A 21,418-nucleotide genomic window follows, 5' to 3' on the forward strand; every position below is an offset into this window, starting at 1 on the left:
AGATCTATCCTGCCGCACGCAGGATGCGGAGTTCATCCCTCCGCAGAGCCTGCGCCGCCGGATCAGGAACCGGCAGCGACGCCAGCAGCCGCTGGGTGTAGGCATCCTTCGGGGCACCGAGTACTTCGGCGCCGGTTCCTTCCTCGACCAGTTTTCCCTGGTAGAGCACGGCAATGCGGTCGGCGAGAATATCGACGACGGCAAGGTCGTGGCTGATGAACAGCGCAGCGAAGCCGAACTCTTTCTGCAGCTCGGCGAAGAGCTCGAGCACCTTCGACTGCACCGACACGTCGAGCGCGCTGGTCGGTTCGTCCGCGATGAGCAGGCTCGGCTCCAGCGCGAGTCCGCGGGCCAGGCTCGCACGCTGACGCTGTCCACCGCTGAGCTCGTGCGGGTAGCGGTCACCGAATGCGCGCGGCAGCTGGACCGCCTCGAGCAGCTCGTTGACGCGCCTACGGGCGGCACGGGGGTTGGCTGCTCGCCCGTGTACGACGAGCGGTTCGGCCACGCACTCAGCGATCGTGAGTAGCGGGTTGAAGCTCGATGCCGGGTCCTGAAAGATGAAACCGATGTCACTGCGCACCTTCTTGAAGGCGCGTTCCTTGAACCCATTCATCTCATGGCCGAGCACGGTGAGGGATCCACCAGTCACCCGGGTCAGTCCGGCCATGGCGCGACCGATCGTGGTCTTGCCCGATCCGCTCTCACCGACCAGGCCGAGTACCTCGCCGGGACGAATGGTGAAGCTCACTCCATCGACGGCGGTGAAACCAGGTTTGCCGAGCCGACCTGGGTACTGAATTTTCAGGTTGTCGGCGACAACGACCGGCTTAGCTGCTGCCCAGTCAGCCTCGCGAGCCTCAAGCCTTGCGGTAGCCCGCGCTGTGCCCTGACCGACGTGCGGCACCGAGCCGAGCAGTCGTTTGGTGTACTCGTGCTGCGGATTAGAGAACAGAGCCTGAGCGGGGGCCTCTTCGACAATTTTGCCCTCGTACATGACGACGACGCGGTCGGCGAGGTCGGCGACCACGCCCATGTTGTGGGTGATCAGCACAATCGCACTGCCGAACTCGTCGCGGCAGCGTCGCAGCAGGTCGAGAATCTCGGCCTGCACCGTCACGTCGAGGGCCGTGGTCGGTTCATCGGCGACGATCAGCCCGGGGTCGAGCACGAGGGCCATGGCGATGACCACGCGCTGTTTCTGCCCGCCCGAGAACTGGTGTGGATAGTAGTCGACGCGGCTCTCCGGGTCGGGGATTCCGACCCGGCCGAGAATCTCAATCGCCTTGGCGCGGGCTTCTTTGCGGCTGAACTCACCATGGGCCCGAATGCCCTCCGCGATCTGCCAGCCGACGGTGTACACGGGGTTCAGCGCTGTAGACGGCTCCTGAAAAACCATGGAGACATCCGTTCCCCGCAGCTGGCGCAGCTTCTGCTTGCTCACGGAGAGCACGTCATTGAACGTGGAGCCGTCCTTGCTGCTGAGAATCACGGCGCCATGGGCGATCGCCGTTTCCGGGAGCAGGCCCAGAATGGTCTTGGCGGTAACGGTCTTGCCGCTGCCGCTCTCCCCCACGATGGCGAGAACCTCACCGGGGGCGACGCGCAGGCTGACCCCGTCGACGGCCGTGACCGCTCCGCCATCGGTGGCAAAGGTCACATTGAGGTTGTCGATGCGGACGACGTCGGGCAGGGAGCTCATTATTTGGCCTCGAATGGGTCGTCGTTCTGGTGTTGGTCGAAAGCCGGCGAGCGGGCCTCAAGCCCGTCGATACCGCCAGGTCCGGCATTGAGGGTTCCGCCGGGGACGACGCTGGTGGCGGCGCCGCCGTTAACGGTGTTGCCTGGAGCACGTCGACTGCGCAGTCGTGGGTCGGCGAGGTCGTTCAGGCTTTCGCCGACCAGGGTGATGCCGAGAACGACAAGCACGATCGCAAGCCCCGGGAACAGGCTGGTCCACCAGATACCGCTTGAGACGTCGGACAGCGATTTGTTCAGGTCGTACCCCCACTCGGCGGCCGAGGATGGCTCGATGCCGAAGCCGATGAAGCCGAGGCCCGCCAATGTCAACAGCGCCTCGGAAGCGTTCAGCGTAAAGATGAGGGGCAATGTTCGCGTGGCGTTGCGCAAAACGTGGCGAAACATGATGCGTCCGTTGCTCGCACCGAGCACCCGGGCCGACTCCACGTAGGCCTCAGCCTTGATGCGCACGGTTTCGGCGCGGATCACTCGAAAGTACTGCGGAATGAAGACAACGGTGATCGAGATCGCGGCGGCGAAGATTCCACCCCACAGGCCGGAGCGGCCGCCGGAGATGACGATGCCCATGACGATCGCCAGCAGCAGCGCCGGAAAGGCGTAAACGGCGTCGCAGATGACGACCAGCACCCGGTCGAGCCATCCGCCGAAGTAACCGGAGACGAGGCCGAGGGCTACGCCGGCGAAGATCGAGAGCACGATGGCGATGACCATCACGGTGATCGCGGTCTGCGAGCCCCAGATAACACGGGAAAACACGTCGTAGCCGCCGACGGTAGTACCGAGCAGGTGTGCGCCGCCGGGCGCCTGCTGGGCGCCGAAAGGGCCGCTGTCATCGCGCAGCTGGCTGTAGCCGTACGGCGCGAGCAGTGGCGCGAAGATTGCGGTCAGAATGAAGACGCCGGTGATGACGAGGCCGGCCACGAGCATGCCGCGTTGCAGTCCGACGCTCTGGCGGAGTTGATGCACGACGGGCAGGCGGGTCCAGAGCGGAGCTTTGGGGCGCGTGGTTTCAACAGTCATGGTCAGTACCGCACTCTCGGGTCGATGAGCGCGGCGATGATGTCCACGATGAAGTTGGACAGGGCAACGATGACGGCGAGCAGTGCGACGATGCCCTGCACGGCCACGAAGTCGCGAGCCTTGATGAATTCGATGAGGATGAATCCCAGTCCCTTCCACTCGAAGGTGGTTTCGGTCAGTACTGCGCCACCGAGCAGTAGTGCGATCTGCAGGCCGATGACGGTGATGATGGGGATGAGGGCTGGCCGGTAGGCGTGCTTGCTCACCAGACGAAATTCATTGACACCGCGCGAGCGGGCGGCATCCACATAGTCGGTGCCCAGAGTGCCGATGACGTTGGTGCGCACGAGCCGGAGGAACACTCCGGCCGTCAGCAGCCCCAGGGCCAGCGCGGGGAGCACAGCGTGGGCCAGAACATCCCCGAAGACCGCGGGGTCGCCGGTCTGCAGAGCGTCGATCGTGTAGACACCGGTCTTATCGGGCAGGAACCCCATTTGCAGTTCGGAGCCGGTCGTTGCTCTCCCTGCTACGGGTAACACCTTCAGCCACACGGCGAAGACCAGCTTGAGCAGGAGTCCGGCGAAGAATACCGGTGTGGCGTAGCAGAGGATGGCGAACACGCGCAGGACGGCATCCGGTGCCTTGTCGCGCCAGTAAGCCGCGACCATGCCGAGCGGGATTCCGACGATGAGTGCCACCAGGAGGGAATAAAAGACCAGCTCAGCAGTCGCCGCCCCGTAGGTGAGGAGAACCTCGGAGACTGGCCGGTTGGTGCTGATCGTGGTGCCGAAATTGCCGGTGAAGATGTGACCGAGGTATTCGAAATACTGCACCAGGATAGGGCGGTCGTAGCCAGCCTCGTGGATGCGTTCGGCGAGCTGATCAGGCGCAAGACGGCCACCAAGAGCAGCAGTGATGGGGTCGCCCGTTGCGCGCATGAGCCAGAACACCATGGTGACCAGGATGAATATCGTGGGAATGATCAGAAGAAACCGAATCAGCAGATATCGACCGATTCCGCCGCCCTGACTGGTTTTCTTCTTCGAAGCGCGTCCGCCGGTCGGCGCGGATGGCTTCAGAGCCACAGTGGACATAACTACCTCACGATTGCAAAAGAATCGGGGGCATCCAGCGAATTCGCGCTGAACACCCCCGGTGGTCTAACTATTAAACTTTATCCGACGTGCCGATTATCCCCTGGAGAGCGCTCCGTAGCGGAACTTGAACGAATCGTCGAGTGTGTCCTTGGTGCCGGTGATGTCCGTACCGGTCACCGCGACCTGTGAACCTTGCAGCAGCGGGAGAGTCGACAGCTGGGCTGCGACTTTGTCCTGGATCTCACTGATGAGCGCGGTGCGCTCTGCCGGGTCAACCGTGACGGCCTGCTTCAGGATCAAGTCGTTGACTTCCGGGTCGCTGTAGTGGTTCTTGATGAAGTTGTTGGTCAGGAAGAACGGTGTCAGGTAGTTGTCGGCGTCGGTGTAGTCCGGGAACCAACCGAGCTGGTACGCGGGGTACACGTCAGTGGTACGGTCCTTGACGTACTGCACGTATTCGGTCGACTGCAGGGAGACGTTGAACAGGCCGGACGAATCAAGCTGATCCTTGATCAGCGCGTACTCATCGCTCGATCCGGGACCGTAGTGGTCGGTGTTGTACTGCAGGCTGAAGTCGACTGGAACACTGACTCCGGCGGCCTCCAGGGTCGCTTTAGCCTTGTCGAGGTCAGGCGCACCCGATCCGTCGCCGTAGAGGCCCTTGAGGGACTCGTTCGCACCGGTCAAGCCATTGGGAACATAGGAATACAGCGGGGTGTATGTGCCCTTGTAGACCTGGTCGGCGAGCTCGCCGCGGTCGACGATATCTGCCACTGCCTGACGCACCGCCAGTGCTTTAGCCGGGTCGGCCTCGGCGGTCGTCGCTCCGTACGGCTGCGTATTGAAGTTGAAGGTGATGTACCGGATCTCACCACCGGGGCCGTCCAGAACAGACACATTGTCGTTGCCGCGGAGGTCGTCAATATCGGTAGCTGACAGGCTGCGCAGGGCGACGTCCACGCTGCCCTCCTGAACCTCGAGCTTGAGGTTAGACGAGTCGGTGAAGTACTTCACGTTGACGCCGTCGTTCTTCGCGGCGCCCCAAAGCCCCTGGTACCCCTCGAATTTCTTATACGAGATGATGTTATTGAAGTCGTAGCTCGCGATTTCATACTGTCCGGCGAAGGCCTTGGCGGCGACGATGTCGTCGTCGGCGGTCAGTTCCGTGGCCGAGAAGGAGTCTTCGTCGACAATGGGACCGGCCGGGCTCGACAGGATCTGGGGGAAGATCTGATCGTTGGCAGCCTTGAGGGTGAAAACAACCGTGGTATCGTCCACGGCCGCGGTGCTCGCAAGGTTGTAGAGAAGCGATGACGGGCCGTTATCGGCAGCGATCGCGAGCTGGCGATCAAAGCTGAATTTCACGTCCGATGAGGTGAGGGCATTGCCGTTGGCCCAGGTGAGGTCAGGCTTGAGGGTGACGGTATATTCCGTCGGCGAGGTGAACTCCGCCTTGGTGGCAATGTCGGGTTCGACCTCGGAGCTGCCGTACGGCGTGTTCATGAGAAAGGGGAACACCTGCAGCTGAACATTGAACGATCCAGCGTCATAGGAACCAGCGGGGTCGAGGGTGGTGACCTTGTCGGTCGTACCGAGGATGATGGTGCCCCCGGCGTTGGGGGTAGAACCGCCCGAAGCGCAGCCGGCCAGAACGAGCGCCGCAGCGGTCAGTCCGGCTGTGGCAGCGAGAGCGCGCTTGCCGTTAGTGAATGCGGATGTCATATCCGTCGTCCTCTTCCTCTAGAAGTTCTTAGATCAGGAACGCTCGAAAAGAGCGCAGCTGTTCCTTGCGGTTAGCCAAGAGGTAGCACAGAATTAGCAGATAGCAACGATCTGTCGCAGCTTCTTTACAGATCTGCAACAAACTCGGCCTCACGTGTTGCAGGGTGAAGGTCCTTGTTGCGATTTGCTGGCGAGGATGCGAAAAATGCCGGTTGCACAGTCATTCTTCGCGAAGGGCGCGGCGCTCGGCCTCGACCCGCACGAGTTCGCGCTGAAGAGCGCGGTACATCTCGGTGTCGGCGGCATCCGCTCGCTGGAGGCGCCCGAGTAATTCTGCCTTGAGCCTGAGCAGGTCTTTGTCAATGAGCACGATCGTGATGTCGCGAACGTAACGGGCGACATCTTTCTCGGTGCGCTCGGGGAGATTCGCCATGGCGAGCTCCTGCACGAGGTTCTTGAAGGTGTCAGGCACCTCGGAGACCACCCGCTCGAGCCAGTCTGGCGCGTCGAAATGAGCGAGACTCGCGGCGATGGCATCGCGCACGACCGCGAGCGACGTGTTCGCAAAGGATGTCTGCACCGCGCTGTCAAGGATGTCTCTGCCGATCAGTGTCGGTCGCTGAAGCATCGCCATGAGGCCGTCGCGCTCGAGCCGGGTGACCGGGTCGCCGGGCAATTCGACCAGCGAGAACGGGCGCTCAGGCAGGACTTCGATCGTGCCGGCGTGGCGCGGCGCGTTCGGTACGCCGCTCGCCGCGGCGCGTGCCCCGGATTGGGCGTTCGTCACCGCCTTGGCCACTTCGCCCATGTCGACTCCCAGCATGCGGGAGAGTTCACGGGTGTAACCGGGGCGCAGCACTGGATCGCGAATATCGCCGACCACGGGGGCCGCGGCACGCAGGGCCGCCGTTCGGCCCTCTACGGTGTCGAGATTGTACTGCGAGAGAATCTGCCGAATCATGAACTCGAACATGGGCTTCTTCGAGTCGACCAGCCGCCGTACGGCGTCGTCACCGCGTTGCAGCCGCAGGTCGCAGGGGTCGAGTCCTTCCGGGCCGACGGCCACATAGGTCTGGGCGGAGAACCGCTGCTCTTCGCTGAAGGCGCGCATCGCGGCCTTCTGGCCGGCGGCATCCGGGTCGAATGTGAAAACGACCTCGCCAACTCCCGAATCGTCACCGAGCACACGGCGCAGCACCTTGATGTGGTCGACACCGAATGAGGTGCCACAGGTAGCGACGGCCGTGGTGATTCCGGCCAGGTGGCAGGCCATGACGTCGGTGTAGCCCTCGACAACCACGACCTGGTGGCTGCGCGATATATCACGTTTGGCCAGGTCGAGGCCATAGAGCACCTGGGCCTTGTGGTACACGGGAGACTCGGGCGTATTGAGGTACTTGGGGCCCTTGTCGTCCTCGAGCAGCTTGCGGGCGCCGAAGCCGATGGTCTGTCCGGTGATGTCTCGAATCGGCCACACCAGGCGACCACGGAAGCGGTCGTAAATGCCGCGGTCGCCACTGGAGACCAAGCCAGAGAGCGTGAGTTCTTCGGTGGTAAACCCGCGACCACGCAGGTGGTTGGTTAATTCGTCCCAACTTTTCGGAGCGAACCCAACCCCGAATCGAGTTGCGGCGTTGGCGTCGAATCCGCGTTGGCCCAAGAAAGCGCGGCCGACCTCGGCACCCGCACTGCCGAGCTGCTCACTGAAGAAATCGGATGCTGCCTGATTGGCAGCGAGCAGTCGGGCACGATTACCGTGGTCGGGAGCTGCGCCGGAACCGTCTTCGTAGTGCAGGTCGAGGCCGACCCGACCGGCCAGGCGTTCGACGGCCTCACTGAAGCTGACGTGGTCCATTTTCTGCAGGAAGGAGTAAACATCACCGCTCTCACCACAACCGAAACAATGGTAGAAACCCACCTGGGGACGTACGTGAAAGCTCGGGCTGCGTTCGTCGTGAAAGGGGCAGAGACCCTTCATCGAGCCGACACCCGCGGACTTCAGGGTGACGTAATCACCGACGATGTCGGCAATATTGGTGCGGGCCTTGACCTCTTCGATATCACTTTGTCGAATCAGTCCAGCCATGCCTAAATTCTATCGTCCCGGGGCGACGGGCTCCGTCGCCCGGTCCCCGGGCCCATGTTCGGACCGCGGGCCCAGTTTATAGACTGGGCCCGCGATCCGGGCCCGGGCCCCGTCCACAGGGGGGTGTCGGGAGGGGGGTGTTTTAGCCCTGCACCAGTCGCTCGTACCAAGCCAGTGCTGACTGGTCGGTGAGGCTGGCGACCTGGTCGACGATAACGCGCTTTCGGGCGGCATCATCGGTGGCAGCATGCCAGTCTTCGCGAAAGCCCGGGTCAAGGTGCTCGTCGCCAGACTGGTGCAGGGTTTCAGCCAGCATGGTGAGCACCTGGCGCTGCTGCACGTAGATGGGCTTGCGGGTGTTGCGGGTCATCACAAATGCCGCCACGATGCCTTTGAGCACCGCGATTTCGGCCTGGATCTCGCGCGGCACGACCACGTTAGCCCCGAAGCGCAGCATATTCGCGCCGGGGTGCGCCTCCTTGGTGGCGTGCACAGCTGCACCGCTGAAACGACCGATGAGCTGGCTCGTGAGGTTCTTGAGGCGACCCTGGTCGCGGCGTCCGGCGGTCCACGACTCCATCCAGCCATCGAGAGAGTCGAGGCGGTTGAATGCGGTGGCGAGGTCGTCGGCGCTGGTGGCGTCGCCGATCCACTCGGACATGGTGGCGAGGAGTTCGTCATGATCGGTGCGACTGCTCAGGGCGGCCACGTCGACGTAGCCGTTGACGATTGCGTCTTCAAAGTCGTGCACGCTGTATGCGATGTCGTCGGAGAGATCCATCACCTGTGCTTCGATGCAGAGCCGGCGGTCGGGCGCTCCGGCGCGCAGCCACTCGAACGCGGCGATGTCGTCCTGGTAGAACCCGAACTTGGCGCGCCCACTCGGGTCGTAGACCGAGGAGCTCTCGGGCCAGGGGTATTTGCAGCTCGCGTCGAGGCTGGCTCGGGTGAGGTTGAGGCCGTAGCTGTGACCATCGGGCCCGAACACCTTGGGTTCCAGCCGGGTCAACAGACGCAGGGTCTGGGCATTGCCCTCGAAACCGCCGATGTCTTCGGACCACAGGCTGAGTGCCTTCTCGCCGTTGTGCCCAAAGGGCGGATGCCCGATGTCGTGTGCGAGACAGGCTGTATCGACGATGTCGGGGTCGACGTTGAGGCGCGACGCAATTTCTCGCCCGACCTGAGCGACCTCGAGCGAGTGGGTGAGCCGATTTCGGGCGAAGTCCAGCCCCGCCGTTGGACTGAGCACCTGCGTCTTGGCCGCGAGGCGGCGCAGCGCGCTCGAGTGCAGCAGGCGTGCCCGGTCGCGCGCGAAGTCGCTGCGCCGCGAATAATGCTCCTCGGGAAGCCAACGCGCCTCGTCGGTCTCGCTATATCCGGTTTTGTTAGCCACCGCTGGTATCCCCTTCGCCCTCGGTCAGATTCAGTCGTTGCGCACCGACAAGATCCTGCGACTCGAGCCAATGCTCGGGCAGCGACGGTTTCTTCGGTGTTCCCGCGCGACCACGCGGCCCCTCGACATCGGCGCCCGGGTAGGGCAACGAGGCGTCGAGGGTACCGAGCAGGTCGTCGAGCTGCGCCAGGGATTGCACCATGGCGAGACTCGCGCGCAGGTCGCCGCCCACCGGGTAGCCCTTGAAATACCAGGCAACATGCTTGCGGATGTCGCGGCAGGCGCGGTCTTCACTATCGAAGTATTCGGTGAGCAGTTCAGCGTGGCGGCGGAAGGCGTTGATGACCTGGCCGAGGCCGGGTTCGGCTTTGAGTTGCTGGCCGCGGAACGCCGCAGCGAGGTCGCCGAACAGCCACGGACGGCCCAGGCATCCGCGCCCGACAACGACACCGTCGCATCCGGTCTCACGAACCATGCGCAGGGCGTCGTCGGCTGACCAAATGTCGCCGTTGCCGAGTACCGGCACGTCGCTGATGGCATTCTTGAGCTTCTCGATGGCCGACCAGTCGGCGTGGCCGGAGTAGAACTCGGCTGCCGTGCGCCCGTGCAGGGCGATGGATGACACGCCGGCCCCGGCAGCGGCCTTGCCGGCCTCGATATAGGTCAGATGGTCAGCGTCGATGCCCTTACGCATCTTCACGGTCAGAGGAATCGGGCCGGCCGCGGTGACGGCAGCTTCGACGATCTGGCGAAACAGACCGATCTTCCAGGGCAGGGCCGCTCCCCCGCCCTTGCGGGTGACCTTGGGTACCGGGCAGCCGAAATTGAGGTCGATGTGATCGGCGCGGTCCTCCGCGACGAGCATGGTCACGGCCTCGGACACGGTTTTCGGGTCGACGCCGTACAGCTGGATGGACCGGGTCGTTTCGCTCTCGTGGTGGGTGATCAGCCGCATCGTCTCGGCGTTACGCTCCACGAGTGCGCGAGAGGTGATCATCTCACTGACGAACAGTCCGGCACCGTATTCGCGGCACAACCGGCGGAACGCCGTGTTGGTGATACCGGCCATCGGCGCGAGCACCACGGGCACGTCGAGCGTGAGTGGGCCTATTCTCAGCGGTTCGACCGCTGACGGCGCCGGCTCACCGATTGCTGGGGTGCGTAAAGTCATGTTGGTTCAATTCTCCCAGAAAGCGGAGGATCCGCGAATCGGCGGCGGCGGTGGCCACACGGCATACAAAAGCGCAGCTGCCGCAGGGAATGGACCGTGCGACAGCTGCGCCTGTGCGCGCTGGGTCTAGATCAGCTGCAGCAGCCGCCACCACAGCACGAGCCGGCGGCCTCGTCGGTGTTCGCTTCGGTTTGTCCGAGGAGTTGGATGGTGGGTCGACCGGCTGGTTCGGTGTCTACCGGCGGGACGATGGCGGTGTTGGTGTCGCTCATGCGATTTTCTCCTCTGATCTTTCGGTGAGTATCTGGTTGAGAGCCTGGGTAAAAGTAGCAGGATCCTGCGCGCCGGAGATGCCGTACTTGCCATCGATGACGAAAAACGGAACTCCCTGGATGCCGTATTCAGTAGCCAGCGCGACATCCGCTTTCACGTCGGCCAGGAAGTCGTGCGCGGTCAGCGCCCGCACGACGTCCGCGCGATCAAGGCCGATTTCCGCGGCCAGATCGGCTAGATCCTCGATTCGGCCAATATGACGCCCATCGACGAAGTATGCCTTCAGCAGACGCTCTTTCATGTCGATTTGGCGACCGTGTGCCTTGGCGTAATGCAACAACTCGTGGGAGATGACCGTATTGGTCTGGTGCACCGAGTCGTAGTCGTAATGCAGGCCCACGCTCTTCGCAATGCCGGTGACACGCTCGAGCATCTCGGCGACCTGGCCGGCAGACATGCCTTTTGCCTCGCTCAGATAATCAGACGGTGTGCCGGCGTAGTCAACCGGGGTGTCGGGCGAAAGCTCGAAGCTGTGATATTCCACCTCAACGGTACCGTCGAATTGGGCTGCGCCCGCCTCGAACTTGCGTTTACCGATGTAGCACCAGGGGCACTGCACATCCGACCAGATGTCGACCTTGATGGGGTCGACGCCGGTTAGTGGGCTTGTTGTGGATGCGGTCGCAGCGCTCATATTCGTGTCAGTCACTTTCAGCACAACGGGGGCTGGTGACTTCGTATTCCCGTTCAAACTATTGCAGGCGGCGTTCAGGCCGTAGGAGTGTCGACTGCGCCGCCGTAGCGCCGGTTGCGCGAAGCGTAGAGCTCAATAGCGTGCCAGAGGTCGACCCGAGTGAAATCCGGCCACAGCGTATCGAGAAAGACCATCTCCGCGTAGGCGCTCTGCCAGAGCAGAAAGTTGCTCGTGCGCTGCTCCCCCGAGCTGCGCACGAACAGGTCGACGTCGGGCAGTTCCGGCACGTACAACTGCCGGGCGATGGCCTTCTCGGTGATACCGGACGGCTTCAGCCTGCCGGCGGCGACGTCCTCGGCCAGAGCGCGCACGGCATCCGCTAGTTCGGTGCGACCGCCGTAGTTCACGCACATGGTGAGGGTGAGCACATCGTTGCCGGCGGTGAGCCGCTCGGCGAACTGCAGTTCGTTGATAACGGATGCCCACAGCTTCGGTTTGCGCCCGGCCCACCTGATACGCACGCCCCACTCATTGAGTTGATCGCGGCGGCGGTGCAGCACGTCGCGGTTGAAGCCCATGAGAAAACGTACTTCCTCGGGCGAACGCTTCCAGTTCTCGGTGGAGAAGGCATACACGCTGAGATGTTTGACGCCGATCTGGATGGCCCCGGCGACGACGTCAAGCAGGGCGGCCTCGCCGGCCTTGTGCCCCTCAATGCGGGTGAGGCCCTGCCCGTTGGCCCAGCGGCCGTTGCCGTCCATGACGACGGCGACATGCTCCGGCACAACCTTGCGGGGCAGCTCAGGCGGGTACAGGCCGGTCCAGTCGAGCGGTTTGAACGCGACAGCATCTCGGTGGGTGAACGGGGCGTGCGCTGAACCTTTGAGACCGAACAGACTCGCCATCATCGAGCGACGTGTTCCAGCGAGCGCAGCCCGCGGCCCAGGTGCCACTGGGTGTAGGCGGCGACGACGCCGGCCGCCTGGCTCTGGGCGCGTTCGGGCGACTCGGCGGCGTGCTCCCAATCGCCGGTCAGCAATGCACTCAGCAGGTCGATGGTCTCCGCATCGAGCCGGGGCGATCCGGGTGCGGCGCACTCATCGCAGACGATGCCACCCATCTGCACGACCATGGCGCTGTGTTGACCTCCCACGCTGAGCTCGCCGAGCGCGCCGCACCGGGCGCAGTCCTGAAAGCTCGGTGCCCAGCCAGCCATCGACACGGCACGCAGCAGGTAGGAGTTGAGGGTGAGGTGGGAACCGTGTTCCTGTCGGGACAGCGATCGCAGCGCGCCGACGAGCAGCAGATATTGCTGGAGCGATCCCTCGGATTCGGTGAGTTTGTCGGCGGTCTCGACCATCACGCTCGCGGCGGTGTAGCTGCCGTAATCGGCAGTGATCAGGGCGCCATACGAGCCGAGTGACTCCGCCTGGGTGATGATATCGAGGCTGCGGCCCTCATAGAGCTGCACGTCGGCGACCATGAACGGCTCGAGCCTGGCCCCGAATTTGGAGCCGGTGCGCCGCACCCCCTTGGCGACTGCGCGCACCTTGCCGTGTTGCCGAGTGAGCATGGTGACGATGCGGTCGGCTTCACCCAGCTTGTGGGTGCGCAGCACGACGGCTTCATCTCGGTAGACAGGCACACCCAATTATCCCACTGTTGTGACTCCTTCCCGGCGCAGCGCGAGCTCGGTGTCGTGCGCCGAGCATCGCAGCTCGACCGGCAGCACGCCTTCACCGGCCCAGCGTTGCCGAAAGTACTGCCACGGGCCCCGCGCGATGCAGGTGATCTCGTACCAGCCGACTCCCGCGAGGGTCTGCACACCGGAGTCGGGTGTCCGTTGGGGAGCTTTCGCGTGCAGAACGGAAAAAGCCGATCGGCATCGGGCCACCGCCAGAACGGCCGTTCGTGAGTTCAGTGCTACCTTCGTCAACCACGCGCCGAGGCCGATTCCGTAGCCACGCGCCTGGATGCGCAGCGCGGCAAGGTCGTCGCGGTGGCGGTGCCAGACAATCGCTGCCGGTTCCACCACCAGGCTGCGCCCGGAAAACAACACCCGGGTGAATAGGTCGAGGTCTTCGCCGCCGCCGGTGCGGGTTCCCACGCCAAAGGCCGTGTCGAATCCGCCGAGGGCCAGGCCGCGGACGCGGCGCAGCGCAAAATTCGCCCCGGTGCCGAACTCTCCGACCGAAAACGGAAAGGTCGGGAGGTCGATCGGTGGGCTCGCGAGGTTGAACTTTCGCGGGCGTAGGTTGCGCGACCAGGTGACCTTGCCGTCGAAGTACAACTGCACCTCGGTGCGCAGCTCACCACTTGGAACCAGCCCACAGACACAATCGACGTCATCGCCGCGTGCGAAGCCGGCCGCCAGTCCGCGCAGCCAGTTCCGATCCACCACTACATCGTCGTCGGTATAGGCCACAAATTCTCCGGTGGCGTGTCGGAGTCCGGCATTGCGCGCTCGCGACAGGCCCGGCACCGGCTCGACCACAACCGTGACGAGACCCGACTGAAATTCTTGGGCGACCAGATCCTGGGTTGCGCTGGTGGCCGAGGCGTTGTCGACCACGATGACGGAGAAATGCGGATAGTCCAATTTCACGATGGAGCGGAGCGCCTCGCCCAGCATCGCGGGGCGATCCCGGGTGCACACCACCACCGTGAAGGTCGGAAGCGCGCGGGGAATCCAGACGTCGGGCGCCGGCGCGAGATCGGCGATACGGTCGCGCATGACGTCAAAGCCCACCTTCCCCTGTTCTATCGGCACGTCGATAAATCCACGAATTCGGGCACCGTCACGCACGAGCAAACGCGCCCGGGAGTATCCCGCAGAACAGGCCAGCAGAACGGATGCCGCCGCGTCGGCCGCCGCAATCGTCGCCGCGTCGATCTCTCCGACCCAGACGGCCCCCGGCCAGTCCGGCCCCTGCTTGCTTGCCATGGCCGGCTGGAGTACCTGCCGGTTCATCGTGCAGCCTCGCGCGACCGAATAACTGATGCTTCAGGACTGCTGGGGGTGACGGCTGAAGGTGTTCCAACGACCAGGGCGCTCGGGGCTGGACGAGCAGGTGTCGGTGCGAGCACCGTGCCGCTGTGGTGGCCCAGGGTGCCACGGAGATACCCGGTACCAGCCGCCATGAGCGAGAGGACGATGGCCGCTGCGCGGGAAGCGCCACCCCGGCCGACACTGCCGAGTTCCCGAACGATTCCACGCGGGAGAACCCGTATTGTGTACGACGTCTCCGACGCGAGGGCATCACTCGAACCGAGGTGCCTGCTCAGTACGGCCTTGGAGATGCCTTCGAAGAAGCTCCGCCGAATCAAATACGACCAGCCGGTGCGGTCCGTACTCACCCGATGACGCACCACGGCGCGCGGTTCATAAACGACACGCGCGCTCGCATCCGCTTGATGAACCTTGATACACAGTTCAGTTTCCTCACAGCCAAGCGGAACCCGGCCGACCCGGCCGGTGTCGACGTTGAAACCGCCGAGGTTGATCAGGGTTTCGCGCCGAAAGGCCATTGAACAGCCAATAACGTTGCGGACATCCGATCGCGTGGTGGGCAGGCCCAGATAACTGCAGCCGACGATCCAGAACAGTTCCGGTGGGAGGATTCGTGGCGCATGTGCGTGTGGCCAGACGGGATCGGCTCGGCCACCGACTGCGGCAACGTCGGGATCAGCGAACGGCTGCACCAACCAGCTCAACCAGTCGTCGGCGGCAGCGGCATCGTCGTCGAGGAACGCCACGATCCGGCCCCGAGCCGCGGCAACCCCGGTATTACGCGCTCCCGACAACCCCTGACGCTCGGTATTGGGAATCACACGGAGTTCTGGCCAGCGCAGCTGGGCTCGTTTAAGGAGTGTCTCTTCGTGGTCGATCACCAGAATGACTTCGGCCGCTTCTGGTTGATCGGTCGCTGACGTGACCGAGGCAACAATGTCATCCCAACGTAGTTGGGTGTACGCGCAAATGATGATGCTGACGTCACGTGGTGTGGCGCTCACGCAGCTTCCTCGGCAGGGTTCGACACCAGGGCCAGGTGAACGGCAGGTACGGAGCGCCTCGTGGTGACGCGGATGCGTTCAGTAGAGCTGGCCGGGCCGGCGCGGCGCGCTCGTCGATGTTCGTCCAGAATCGTCTTGAGCACGCGCAGTCCATCACTGACAGCGTTGAGGTTGCTCACGCCGTGAATGCGCAGTTTTTCGAAGCTGGCAACCTCGGTGACGATCAGGCCGGCAGCGGCCATTCGGCAGGTGAGAATGGTCTCGATTTCGAACCCATCACCCCAAATCATGCGCCCGTCTGAGCGCGGCTTGAGGGTGATGTCGGGAAGGTCGAGGTGGGGAAGAATGTCCCGCCAAAAAGCGTTGTAGCCGTAACACAGGTCGGTATAGCGAGTGCGCAGCAGAATGTTCGTCAGGAGATTGAGACAGTGATTGCCCAGGCCACGGAATCGGGTGATGTCGTGGCTTCCTCCTCCTGGACGAAACCGACTCCCTTTAGCCACGTCGGCGCCAGCGGTCAGCGCCGCAATAAATGCCGGAATCTCGGCGCTGTCCGCCGAACCATCCGCATCGAACATGACGATAATGTCCCCGGTCGCTGCAGCAAAACCGCAGGCGAGGGCGTTGCCCTTGCCCCGCCGCGTCTGATGAATGATCTCGATTCCGGGAAGCACCCGACGAGCGACATCGGCTGTGCCGTCGACGGATGCGCCGTCGACCAGAATCACCTGGTGTACAAGAGGAAGCATGGGCAAGATCACTTCGAGATTTCGCGCTTCGTTTCGCGCGGGAATGACGATCGAGATACGCGGGTTATGGTGCGTGGGTACTGCGGAGTTATCCTTCACAAGTGTGTCCTGTCAGCTTTCGGGTTGCGGTATTCAGGAAAAAGCCCAGCGGCATCGGCAACGATGCGCCCGGACTGCTCGGTGAGTATTACTCACCGAGCAGTTTCAGGATATCGCTGTAGTAATACGTGACAAGCCACCCAACTGGGGGTTCATTTATATCCGCAACTGTGCAATGATCACGCCTGCGCAGGTGTTGGTTCGTAAAGTGGCTCGTTGGAAAACCCGGAAAGAGAGCCTCACATGACTGAAGCAGCCGAAAGCAGGACCAGCGCCAGTGGTAACCCAATGGACACGCTGTGCACTTGCGGTCACGAACGAAACGCCCACGAACACTACCGGCGCGGCACGGACTGTAGCCGCTGCGAACCAGGCGAATGCGCCCGGTTCACAGCGGCCACGACAAAGCGAGCTCGCCGACGGGGCTAGCTGATCGGCGCCTCCGATGTGCGCAGTTGGTAGAGCGTTGTCGTCTCTCCGGTAAAGATTGGTACCCAGAGTCTGGATGCTGCCATTGCCGCCGACAAATCCTGATAGTGCGCATAACTTTGAAACCCATAGCGTTCGTCGTACGCGCCGATCGACTCTGATATCAGGGCGTAATGCCGCGTTGCCGGCCAGTTCGTCACGAGACTTTTCGTGAGCAGCACGACGTCGGCATCCGCGTCATAGTCGGCGGATCCCGACGGGTATCCACCGAGTGCTTCGCGGGATAGATAGCCGAGGCTCAGATAGCGTGAGCTGCCGCCCTGTGGGGTGGCATTGCCCGTTCCGGTCAGCATCATCATTGCGCCGTCAGGCGCCGTCGCTTCGTAGACATCGAGCGCTTCGACGGTATCGCGGGCCATCACTCGATTCCAGTCCAGGGCTGTCTGTCCATAAACATTCATGCCCAGCAACGCAACGAGCGTCACCGACAGTCCTGCCGTAGTCCACGTTCGAGCGGGCCAGAATGGCCACCAGCGGTTTCCACGGTGTCGATTGGCTACCCCTCGACCCCGCCATGCCAGGCCAGCCACGAGTATGGCAAGCCAGGGTGCGGCGAACAACGAGACCCGAAAGACACCCTCCTGACCATAGTTTGTGACGGCAAACAAGCTGACCGAACTGGCCGCTGCGGCCAGGAGCGCGAAGGCATACCGAGTACGCACCCGCACGACGCAGATTATTGCGAGCACTCCGATAATAACGAGGAACAGGGCGGGGCCGTAGAAAGTGAGTTTCGTTACGAGGGGTATCGGAAGTTGCGTGAAAGTATGCTCCGGCGGTTGAAGGTTCTCCCAAAACCGACCGATGGCGCCCAGGAAGATGAATCGGCCCAGCACTCCCCAGTTGAGGGCGGCCCAGCCCAGCGCCGGGGCAAGCACCAGCAGTGAAGTCCACCAGGGTCGTACGTAGCCAAAGAGGGCAAGCACCACGAGCCCCGCCACCGTGAGATAGGGCGAAATCTGGTGCGACACCGCCATAGCGCAGGAGAGAAGGAAGATGAGGCCCAGCCGCCCATATCCGAGTGGTCGCATCTGCCCGAATGACCCGCGTTTTCCAATTTGGCGCGGTACGACTGCGAGAGCGAATATCGTGAGCGAAAACAGCAGGCCGACCGACTGCGGTGAGAAATAGATGATGTTGAGGGTGCTGGTGAGCGTGAACACCACGGCTGCAAACCAGATGCGAAAGGGACCAGACAGCCAGCGACTCGCGAGTGCTGCAACGCCGAGCGTGAGCGCTGGGCTGAGCAATACGGGCCACCAGGTCGCCACGCCGATCGGATCTGCGATGCCCGCGGCGTCACACAGCCAAGCGATACCGGCGAACAGTCCCGACCACGCCTGATAGATATCCAACTCCGGTTGCGCGCCCTGATTGGCACGAATGTAGGAGACGATGCCGATGTGCCTGGCTGCCGACATTACGGCAGGTGTGCCATACGCAATAGCCTGGGACAGCACAACGACCGCGGACAACGTGACGATGGGAACGACCGGACTCGTCCGCAGTCGATAGGCGCCGACCACGCAGAGAACGATGACGCCCAGTCCCAGATACCAGGCAGGGCCGAGTGCTCTGAACAGGCCTCCGGGCGATGGGTTTCCGGGAGCGCTGGCCGCTGCGACGATGACCAGGATCAACCCTACGGTTGTCCCGGCTGCGATCAACCGAGCCGGAGTCAGGAACGAGACCGGGAACACCTGTCCAATGGGAGTGCGTGCGGCTCGATCAGTTTCCCGACCCGCACCACGCGCCAGGACGAGATCCCGCCGGAACGACAGCGCGAGCAACAGAATTGTCGCGGAAATCACGATCCCGAGGGCTTCAACTGGGTACCACAGGTGGGTCACCGACATCATGAAACCGATACTGGTAGTCGTGGCCAGACTCGTCACAACCGACAACAATGCGAACCAGAGAACGGACATCCGACCGATTAGGAGAAGCGGTGCAATGCCCAGTTCAACCAGCAGGAACAGGCTCACCGTCACGGTACGTAGTGGACCAAGGTCAAAAACGGTCCCGACTGCAGCGATCAGTAGGGTCATCAGTACCGTGGCGGCGATCCAGAGCCGCGCACGGGCGGTCAGGAGTACCTGACCACCGGCCCGTAGGCCGAGGCCGGTCGGCGCACGCAGCGAACCCGCGTGACGCGGAGTGCGAGGCGACGAAATTTCGCCAGCGACACCGTCAACCGGCGGCGCGGTGAGTTGGGGTGATTTCATGGACAGACTCCTTGATAACGTCCGGCGTATCGACCAGCAGGTGAAGCTCGACGGTCGGCAGGGAAACGGTGAGAAAGGGAAAGGAAAAGGGAACGGGAACGGAGTACCGAGAATCCGTAAAAATTTCTTACCCACAAGGCTCGAGACCGTGTTAGATTATTCCTCACGAAAGAAAACGCGTCTCTTTTGCGGAGAAAATTCGAGCAAAGCGCGTTGGAGACAGGGAACCATCCGAGGTTCCGACGGCGGGTCGATTGTTGGCCATGGGCTAGGTCTCTAGCAGTCATGACCACACGAGGAGCACCACCATATCCAGATATCAGGGCACTATTCGGCATGCCCGCACGCTGACCGCCGCATTGACCGCGGGCATTCTGCTCGCATTGAGCCTGACCGCGGCGCCCCCGGCCTTCGCGGCCACGAGCTACACGGCCACGAGCGTGACGGCAACCGTAACCGGAACCTCCGTGCGTGCGACCGCACGAATAGCAAGTAGCCAATCCGTCACCGCCACACGAATTGGAATCTGTGCTCGCAGTGCGTCGAAGGTAAACGTCGACTTTCCGCTGAAGTCCAATGCGCTCATTACCAGCACGGGTACTTCCTTCGCCAAAACTGCCACATTCGCTGCGGGTACCTACAGCTACTGGCCCTGCGTGAACGTGGGCGGCAGCTGGACCGACATCGGCCCGGTCAGATACTTCACCGTGGCAGCGGCGAGCACGACTCCAGCTCCGGTGCCCACGATCACAAACCCGAGCGGCGTCGCCATGCCGGTCGGGGATCTCACCGGCTGGAAGCAGACCTTCACCGAGGATTTCACGGCACCGCTGGCACGAGGTTCGTTCCCTGGATCGTATGGATCGAAATGGCTCAGTTACACCGGATTCACCGATACCTCGAAAATGGGCGACTACGACCAGCGAATCATTTCGGCTCAGGACGGTAACTTGGATTTGCTCCTGCACACGGAAAACGGTCGTCCCCTCGGCGCGGCCCCGGTCCCCCTCGTGAACGGTCAGTGGGGCGGCCAAGTTTATGGGCGCTTCAGTGTGCGGATGAAGGCCGACCCGGCCGCTGGTTATGGCACGGGCTTTCTGCTCTGGCCTGACAGCAACAACTGGAACGATGGTGAGATCGACTTTCCGGAGAGCGGACTCACGGACGTCGTGAAGGGTTACAATCACTGTCTCGGCAGCCCGTCTAATAACTGCCTGGTCGTCAACACTTCGGCAAAATACTCCGACTGGCACACGTACACCATCGATTGGACACCGCAGCGGCTCAGTTTCATCATCGATGGCACCGTAGTCGGTTCGACGACAACAAACATTCCCACCAAGCCGTTGCACTGGGTGATGCAGGTCGCCACGACCGGCGTGACGCCGGCGGCATCGACGAGTGGCCACCTACTGATCGACTGGGCCACGATCTACAACTACGTTCCATAGGTCAACCCGCCAATTTCGACGTGCGACGACGGCCAGTGAGACGGCCGGGTTTCCTGACCCGTCCGTATCGCTGAAGCAGTTGCTCGAGGCTGTTCACGTGTTCGGCATGGGGAAAGTTCTCTTCGACCCATGCATGGCACGCCGCACCGAGCAGCGGCTCGGTGCGGCGCCAATCGAGGAGCGCATCAATCTGAGCTGCGAACTCCATAACCGCGCCTGGCGTGGCCAGGAAGCGTTCCATCGTTCCGAACAAGATCTCTGCGATGCCGCCGCTGCGAGATGCGATGACCGGTCGACCGGTTGCCATCCCCTCGATAACGATGCGGCCAAAGGGCTCGGCATCCAGCGAAGGGACCACGATGATATCGGCGGCATGCAGGAACGGCAGAACCTGTGATTGCACGGGGAACAGGCGATAGCTGCCAGGAGTCAGCCCGGCGAGGGCATGCTCCACGGCTGGAGCCTCCGTTGCATCCAACGGACCGGCCAGCACGAGGAGCGCCCGTCCTGGCGCATAGTTGAGGCGTTGCCAGGCTTCGATCAACGTCAGAATCCCCTTGCCCGCGGTGATTCGCCCACAGAACAGCACCACACGCACATCTCGGTCGATACCCAGCACTTGACGGGCGTCGTGCTGTTCCTCGCGACCGCCCACGGGATAGTCCGTCGCCAGAATCGCATTGTGTAACACGGTAATTCGTTCCTGCTGAATGCCCCGGTCGATCCATCGCTCGCGTTCAAATCGGGAGACGGCGATGAAATGGGCAACCCCAACGTTCAAGAGACGGGTCCATCGGAAATTCGGAGCGTGGTGCAGATGACAGACAATCGGAATTCCCGCGAATCTAGCCACAACCTGAGCCCAAATAATATGTTCGGGACGGTTGAGCCACAACACGTTGGCGCGCGATCTCCGAACCAGTTTGGCGGCAGGCCAGAATCGACCCAGGTCACGCAGGACATGTCTGGGATCGAAGCCGAACCGGAACGGGCCGTCGACGCGTGCGCCCGCGTCTTCGAGTGCGGCATGTTGTTTTCCATCGAGTTCATACAGCACCTGCACGCGGTGCCCACGTTGTAGTAACGCCGTCGAATCCTGATAAACGCACATTTCGACGCCTCCGACAGCTGCCAGCGCGGTGGTCGCCGTCAGGATATTCAGATTTCCGTCCAT

The 21,418-nt window shown here is 62.7% G+C and carries 17 protein-coding genes; 1 reads left to right on the forward strand and 16 read right to left on the reverse strand.

Features of this window, described 5'->3' with window-relative positions:
* Positions 1-4: 4 nt before the first annotated feature.
* The 15 genes from CXY83_RS05155 to CXY83_RS05220 form a co-directional block, all read right to left on the reverse strand.
* Positions 5-1,702 carry an ABC transporter ATP-binding protein gene (locus CXY83_RS05155; RefSeq protein ID WP_199184894.1) on the reverse strand — a complete coding sequence of 566 codons (1,698 nt, stop codon included), beginning with the start codon at positions 1,700-1,702 and terminating at the stop codon, positions 5-7.
* Positions 1,702-2,781, reverse strand: coding sequence for an ABC transporter permease (locus CXY83_RS05160; protein WP_104196321.1), 1,080 nt, complete (start codon positions 2,779-2,781; stop codon positions 1,702-1,704). Before CXY83_RS05160 ends, CXY83_RS05155 begins: the two co-directional genes overlap by 1 nt.
* Positions 2,782-2,783: 2 nt before the next feature.
* Entirely contained in the window at positions 2,784-3,875 is a 1,092-nt protein-coding gene (locus tag CXY83_RS05165; protein ID WP_104196322.1) for an ABC transporter permease, read from the reverse strand.
* Between the two features lie 96 nt (positions 3,876-3,971).
* Complete coding sequence (locus tag CXY83_RS05170; RefSeq protein WP_104196323.1) at positions 3,972-5,600, reverse strand: ABC transporter substrate-binding protein; 1,629 nt, start codon at positions 5,598-5,600, stop codon at positions 3,972-3,974.
* Positions 5,601-5,820: 220 nt separating this feature from the next.
* On the reverse strand, positions 5,821-7,686 hold the full coding sequence (gene dnaG, locus CXY83_RS05175; protein WP_104196324.1) for a DNA primase: 1,866 nt from the start codon (positions 7,684-7,686) through the stop codon (positions 5,821-5,823).
* A gap of 142 nt (positions 7,687-7,828) precedes the next feature.
* Positions 7,829-9,079 (reverse strand): deoxyguanosinetriphosphate triphosphohydrolase, encoded by a 1,251-nt coding sequence (locus tag CXY83_RS05180; RefSeq protein WP_104196325.1) that lies wholly within the window; start codon positions 9,077-9,079, stop codon positions 7,829-7,831.
* Positions 9,072-10,250: a tRNA dihydrouridine synthase DusB gene (dusB, locus tag CXY83_RS05185; protein WP_104196326.1), complete on the reverse strand. Its 1,179-nt coding sequence runs from the start codon at positions 10,248-10,250 to the stop codon at positions 9,072-9,074. Before dusB ends, CXY83_RS05180 begins: the two co-directional genes overlap by 8 nt.
* A gap of 131 nt (positions 10,251-10,381) precedes the next feature.
* Positions 10,382-10,522 (reverse strand): hypothetical protein, encoded by a 141-nt coding sequence (locus CXY83_RS17620; RefSeq protein ID WP_158251842.1) that lies wholly within the window; start codon positions 10,520-10,522, stop codon positions 10,382-10,384.
* Positions 10,519-11,217, reverse strand: a complete 699-nt coding sequence (locus CXY83_RS05190) for a DsbA family protein (RefSeq protein ID WP_104196327.1) — start codon at positions 11,215-11,217, stop codon at positions 10,519-10,521. The genes CXY83_RS17620 and CXY83_RS05190 overlap by 4 nt, the downstream gene beginning before the upstream one ends.
* 74 nt (positions 11,218-11,291) lie before the next feature.
* Entirely contained in the window at positions 11,292-12,125 is an 834-nt protein-coding gene (locus CXY83_RS05195) for an isoprenyl transferase (RefSeq protein ID WP_233200614.1), read from the reverse strand.
* Positions 12,122-12,862 (reverse strand): DNA repair protein RecO, encoded by a 741-nt coding sequence (gene recO / locus CXY83_RS05200; RefSeq protein WP_104196424.1) that lies wholly within the window; start codon positions 12,860-12,862, stop codon positions 12,122-12,124. The genes CXY83_RS05195 and recO overlap by 4 nt, the downstream gene beginning before the upstream one ends.
* A 6-nt stretch (positions 12,863-12,868) precedes the next feature.
* On the reverse strand, positions 12,869-14,188 hold the full coding sequence (locus CXY83_RS05205) for a glycosyltransferase family 2 protein (protein WP_104196328.1): 1,320 nt from the start codon (positions 14,186-14,188) through the stop codon (positions 12,869-12,871).
* Complete coding sequence (locus CXY83_RS05210) at positions 14,185-15,231, reverse strand: glycosyltransferase family 2 protein (protein WP_104196329.1); 1,047 nt, start codon at positions 15,229-15,231, stop codon at positions 14,185-14,187. Before CXY83_RS05210 ends, CXY83_RS05205 begins: the two co-directional genes overlap by 4 nt.
* Positions 15,228-16,079 (reverse strand): glycosyltransferase family 2 protein, encoded by an 852-nt coding sequence (locus CXY83_RS05215; RefSeq protein WP_199184895.1) that lies wholly within the window; start codon positions 16,077-16,079, stop codon positions 15,228-15,230. Before CXY83_RS05215 ends, CXY83_RS05210 begins: the two co-directional genes overlap by 4 nt.
* Positions 16,080-16,504: 425 nt before the next feature.
* Entirely contained in the window at positions 16,505-18,793 is a 2,289-nt protein-coding gene (locus CXY83_RS05220) for a hypothetical protein (protein ID WP_104196330.1), read from the reverse strand.
* A 359-nt stretch (positions 18,794-19,152) separates the two neighbouring features.
* Between CXY83_RS05220 and CXY83_RS05225 the strand changes: the two genes are divergently transcribed.
* On the forward strand, positions 19,153-20,244 hold the full coding sequence (locus CXY83_RS05225; RefSeq protein ID WP_104196331.1) for a glycoside hydrolase family 16 protein: 1,092 nt from the start codon (positions 19,153-19,155) through the stop codon (positions 20,242-20,244).
* Position 20,245: 1 nt separating this feature from the next.
* Here CXY83_RS05225 and CXY83_RS05230 read toward each other — a convergent pair whose 3' ends face one another.
* Entirely contained in the window at positions 20,246-21,418 is a 1,173-nt protein-coding gene (locus CXY83_RS05230; RefSeq protein ID WP_104196332.1) for a glycosyltransferase family 4 protein, read from the reverse strand.

The organism is Cryobacterium sp. M15, from assembly GCF_002929675.1.
Lineage (GTDB): Bacteria > Actinomycetota > Actinomycetes > Actinomycetales > Microbacteriaceae > Cryobacterium > Cryobacterium lyxosi.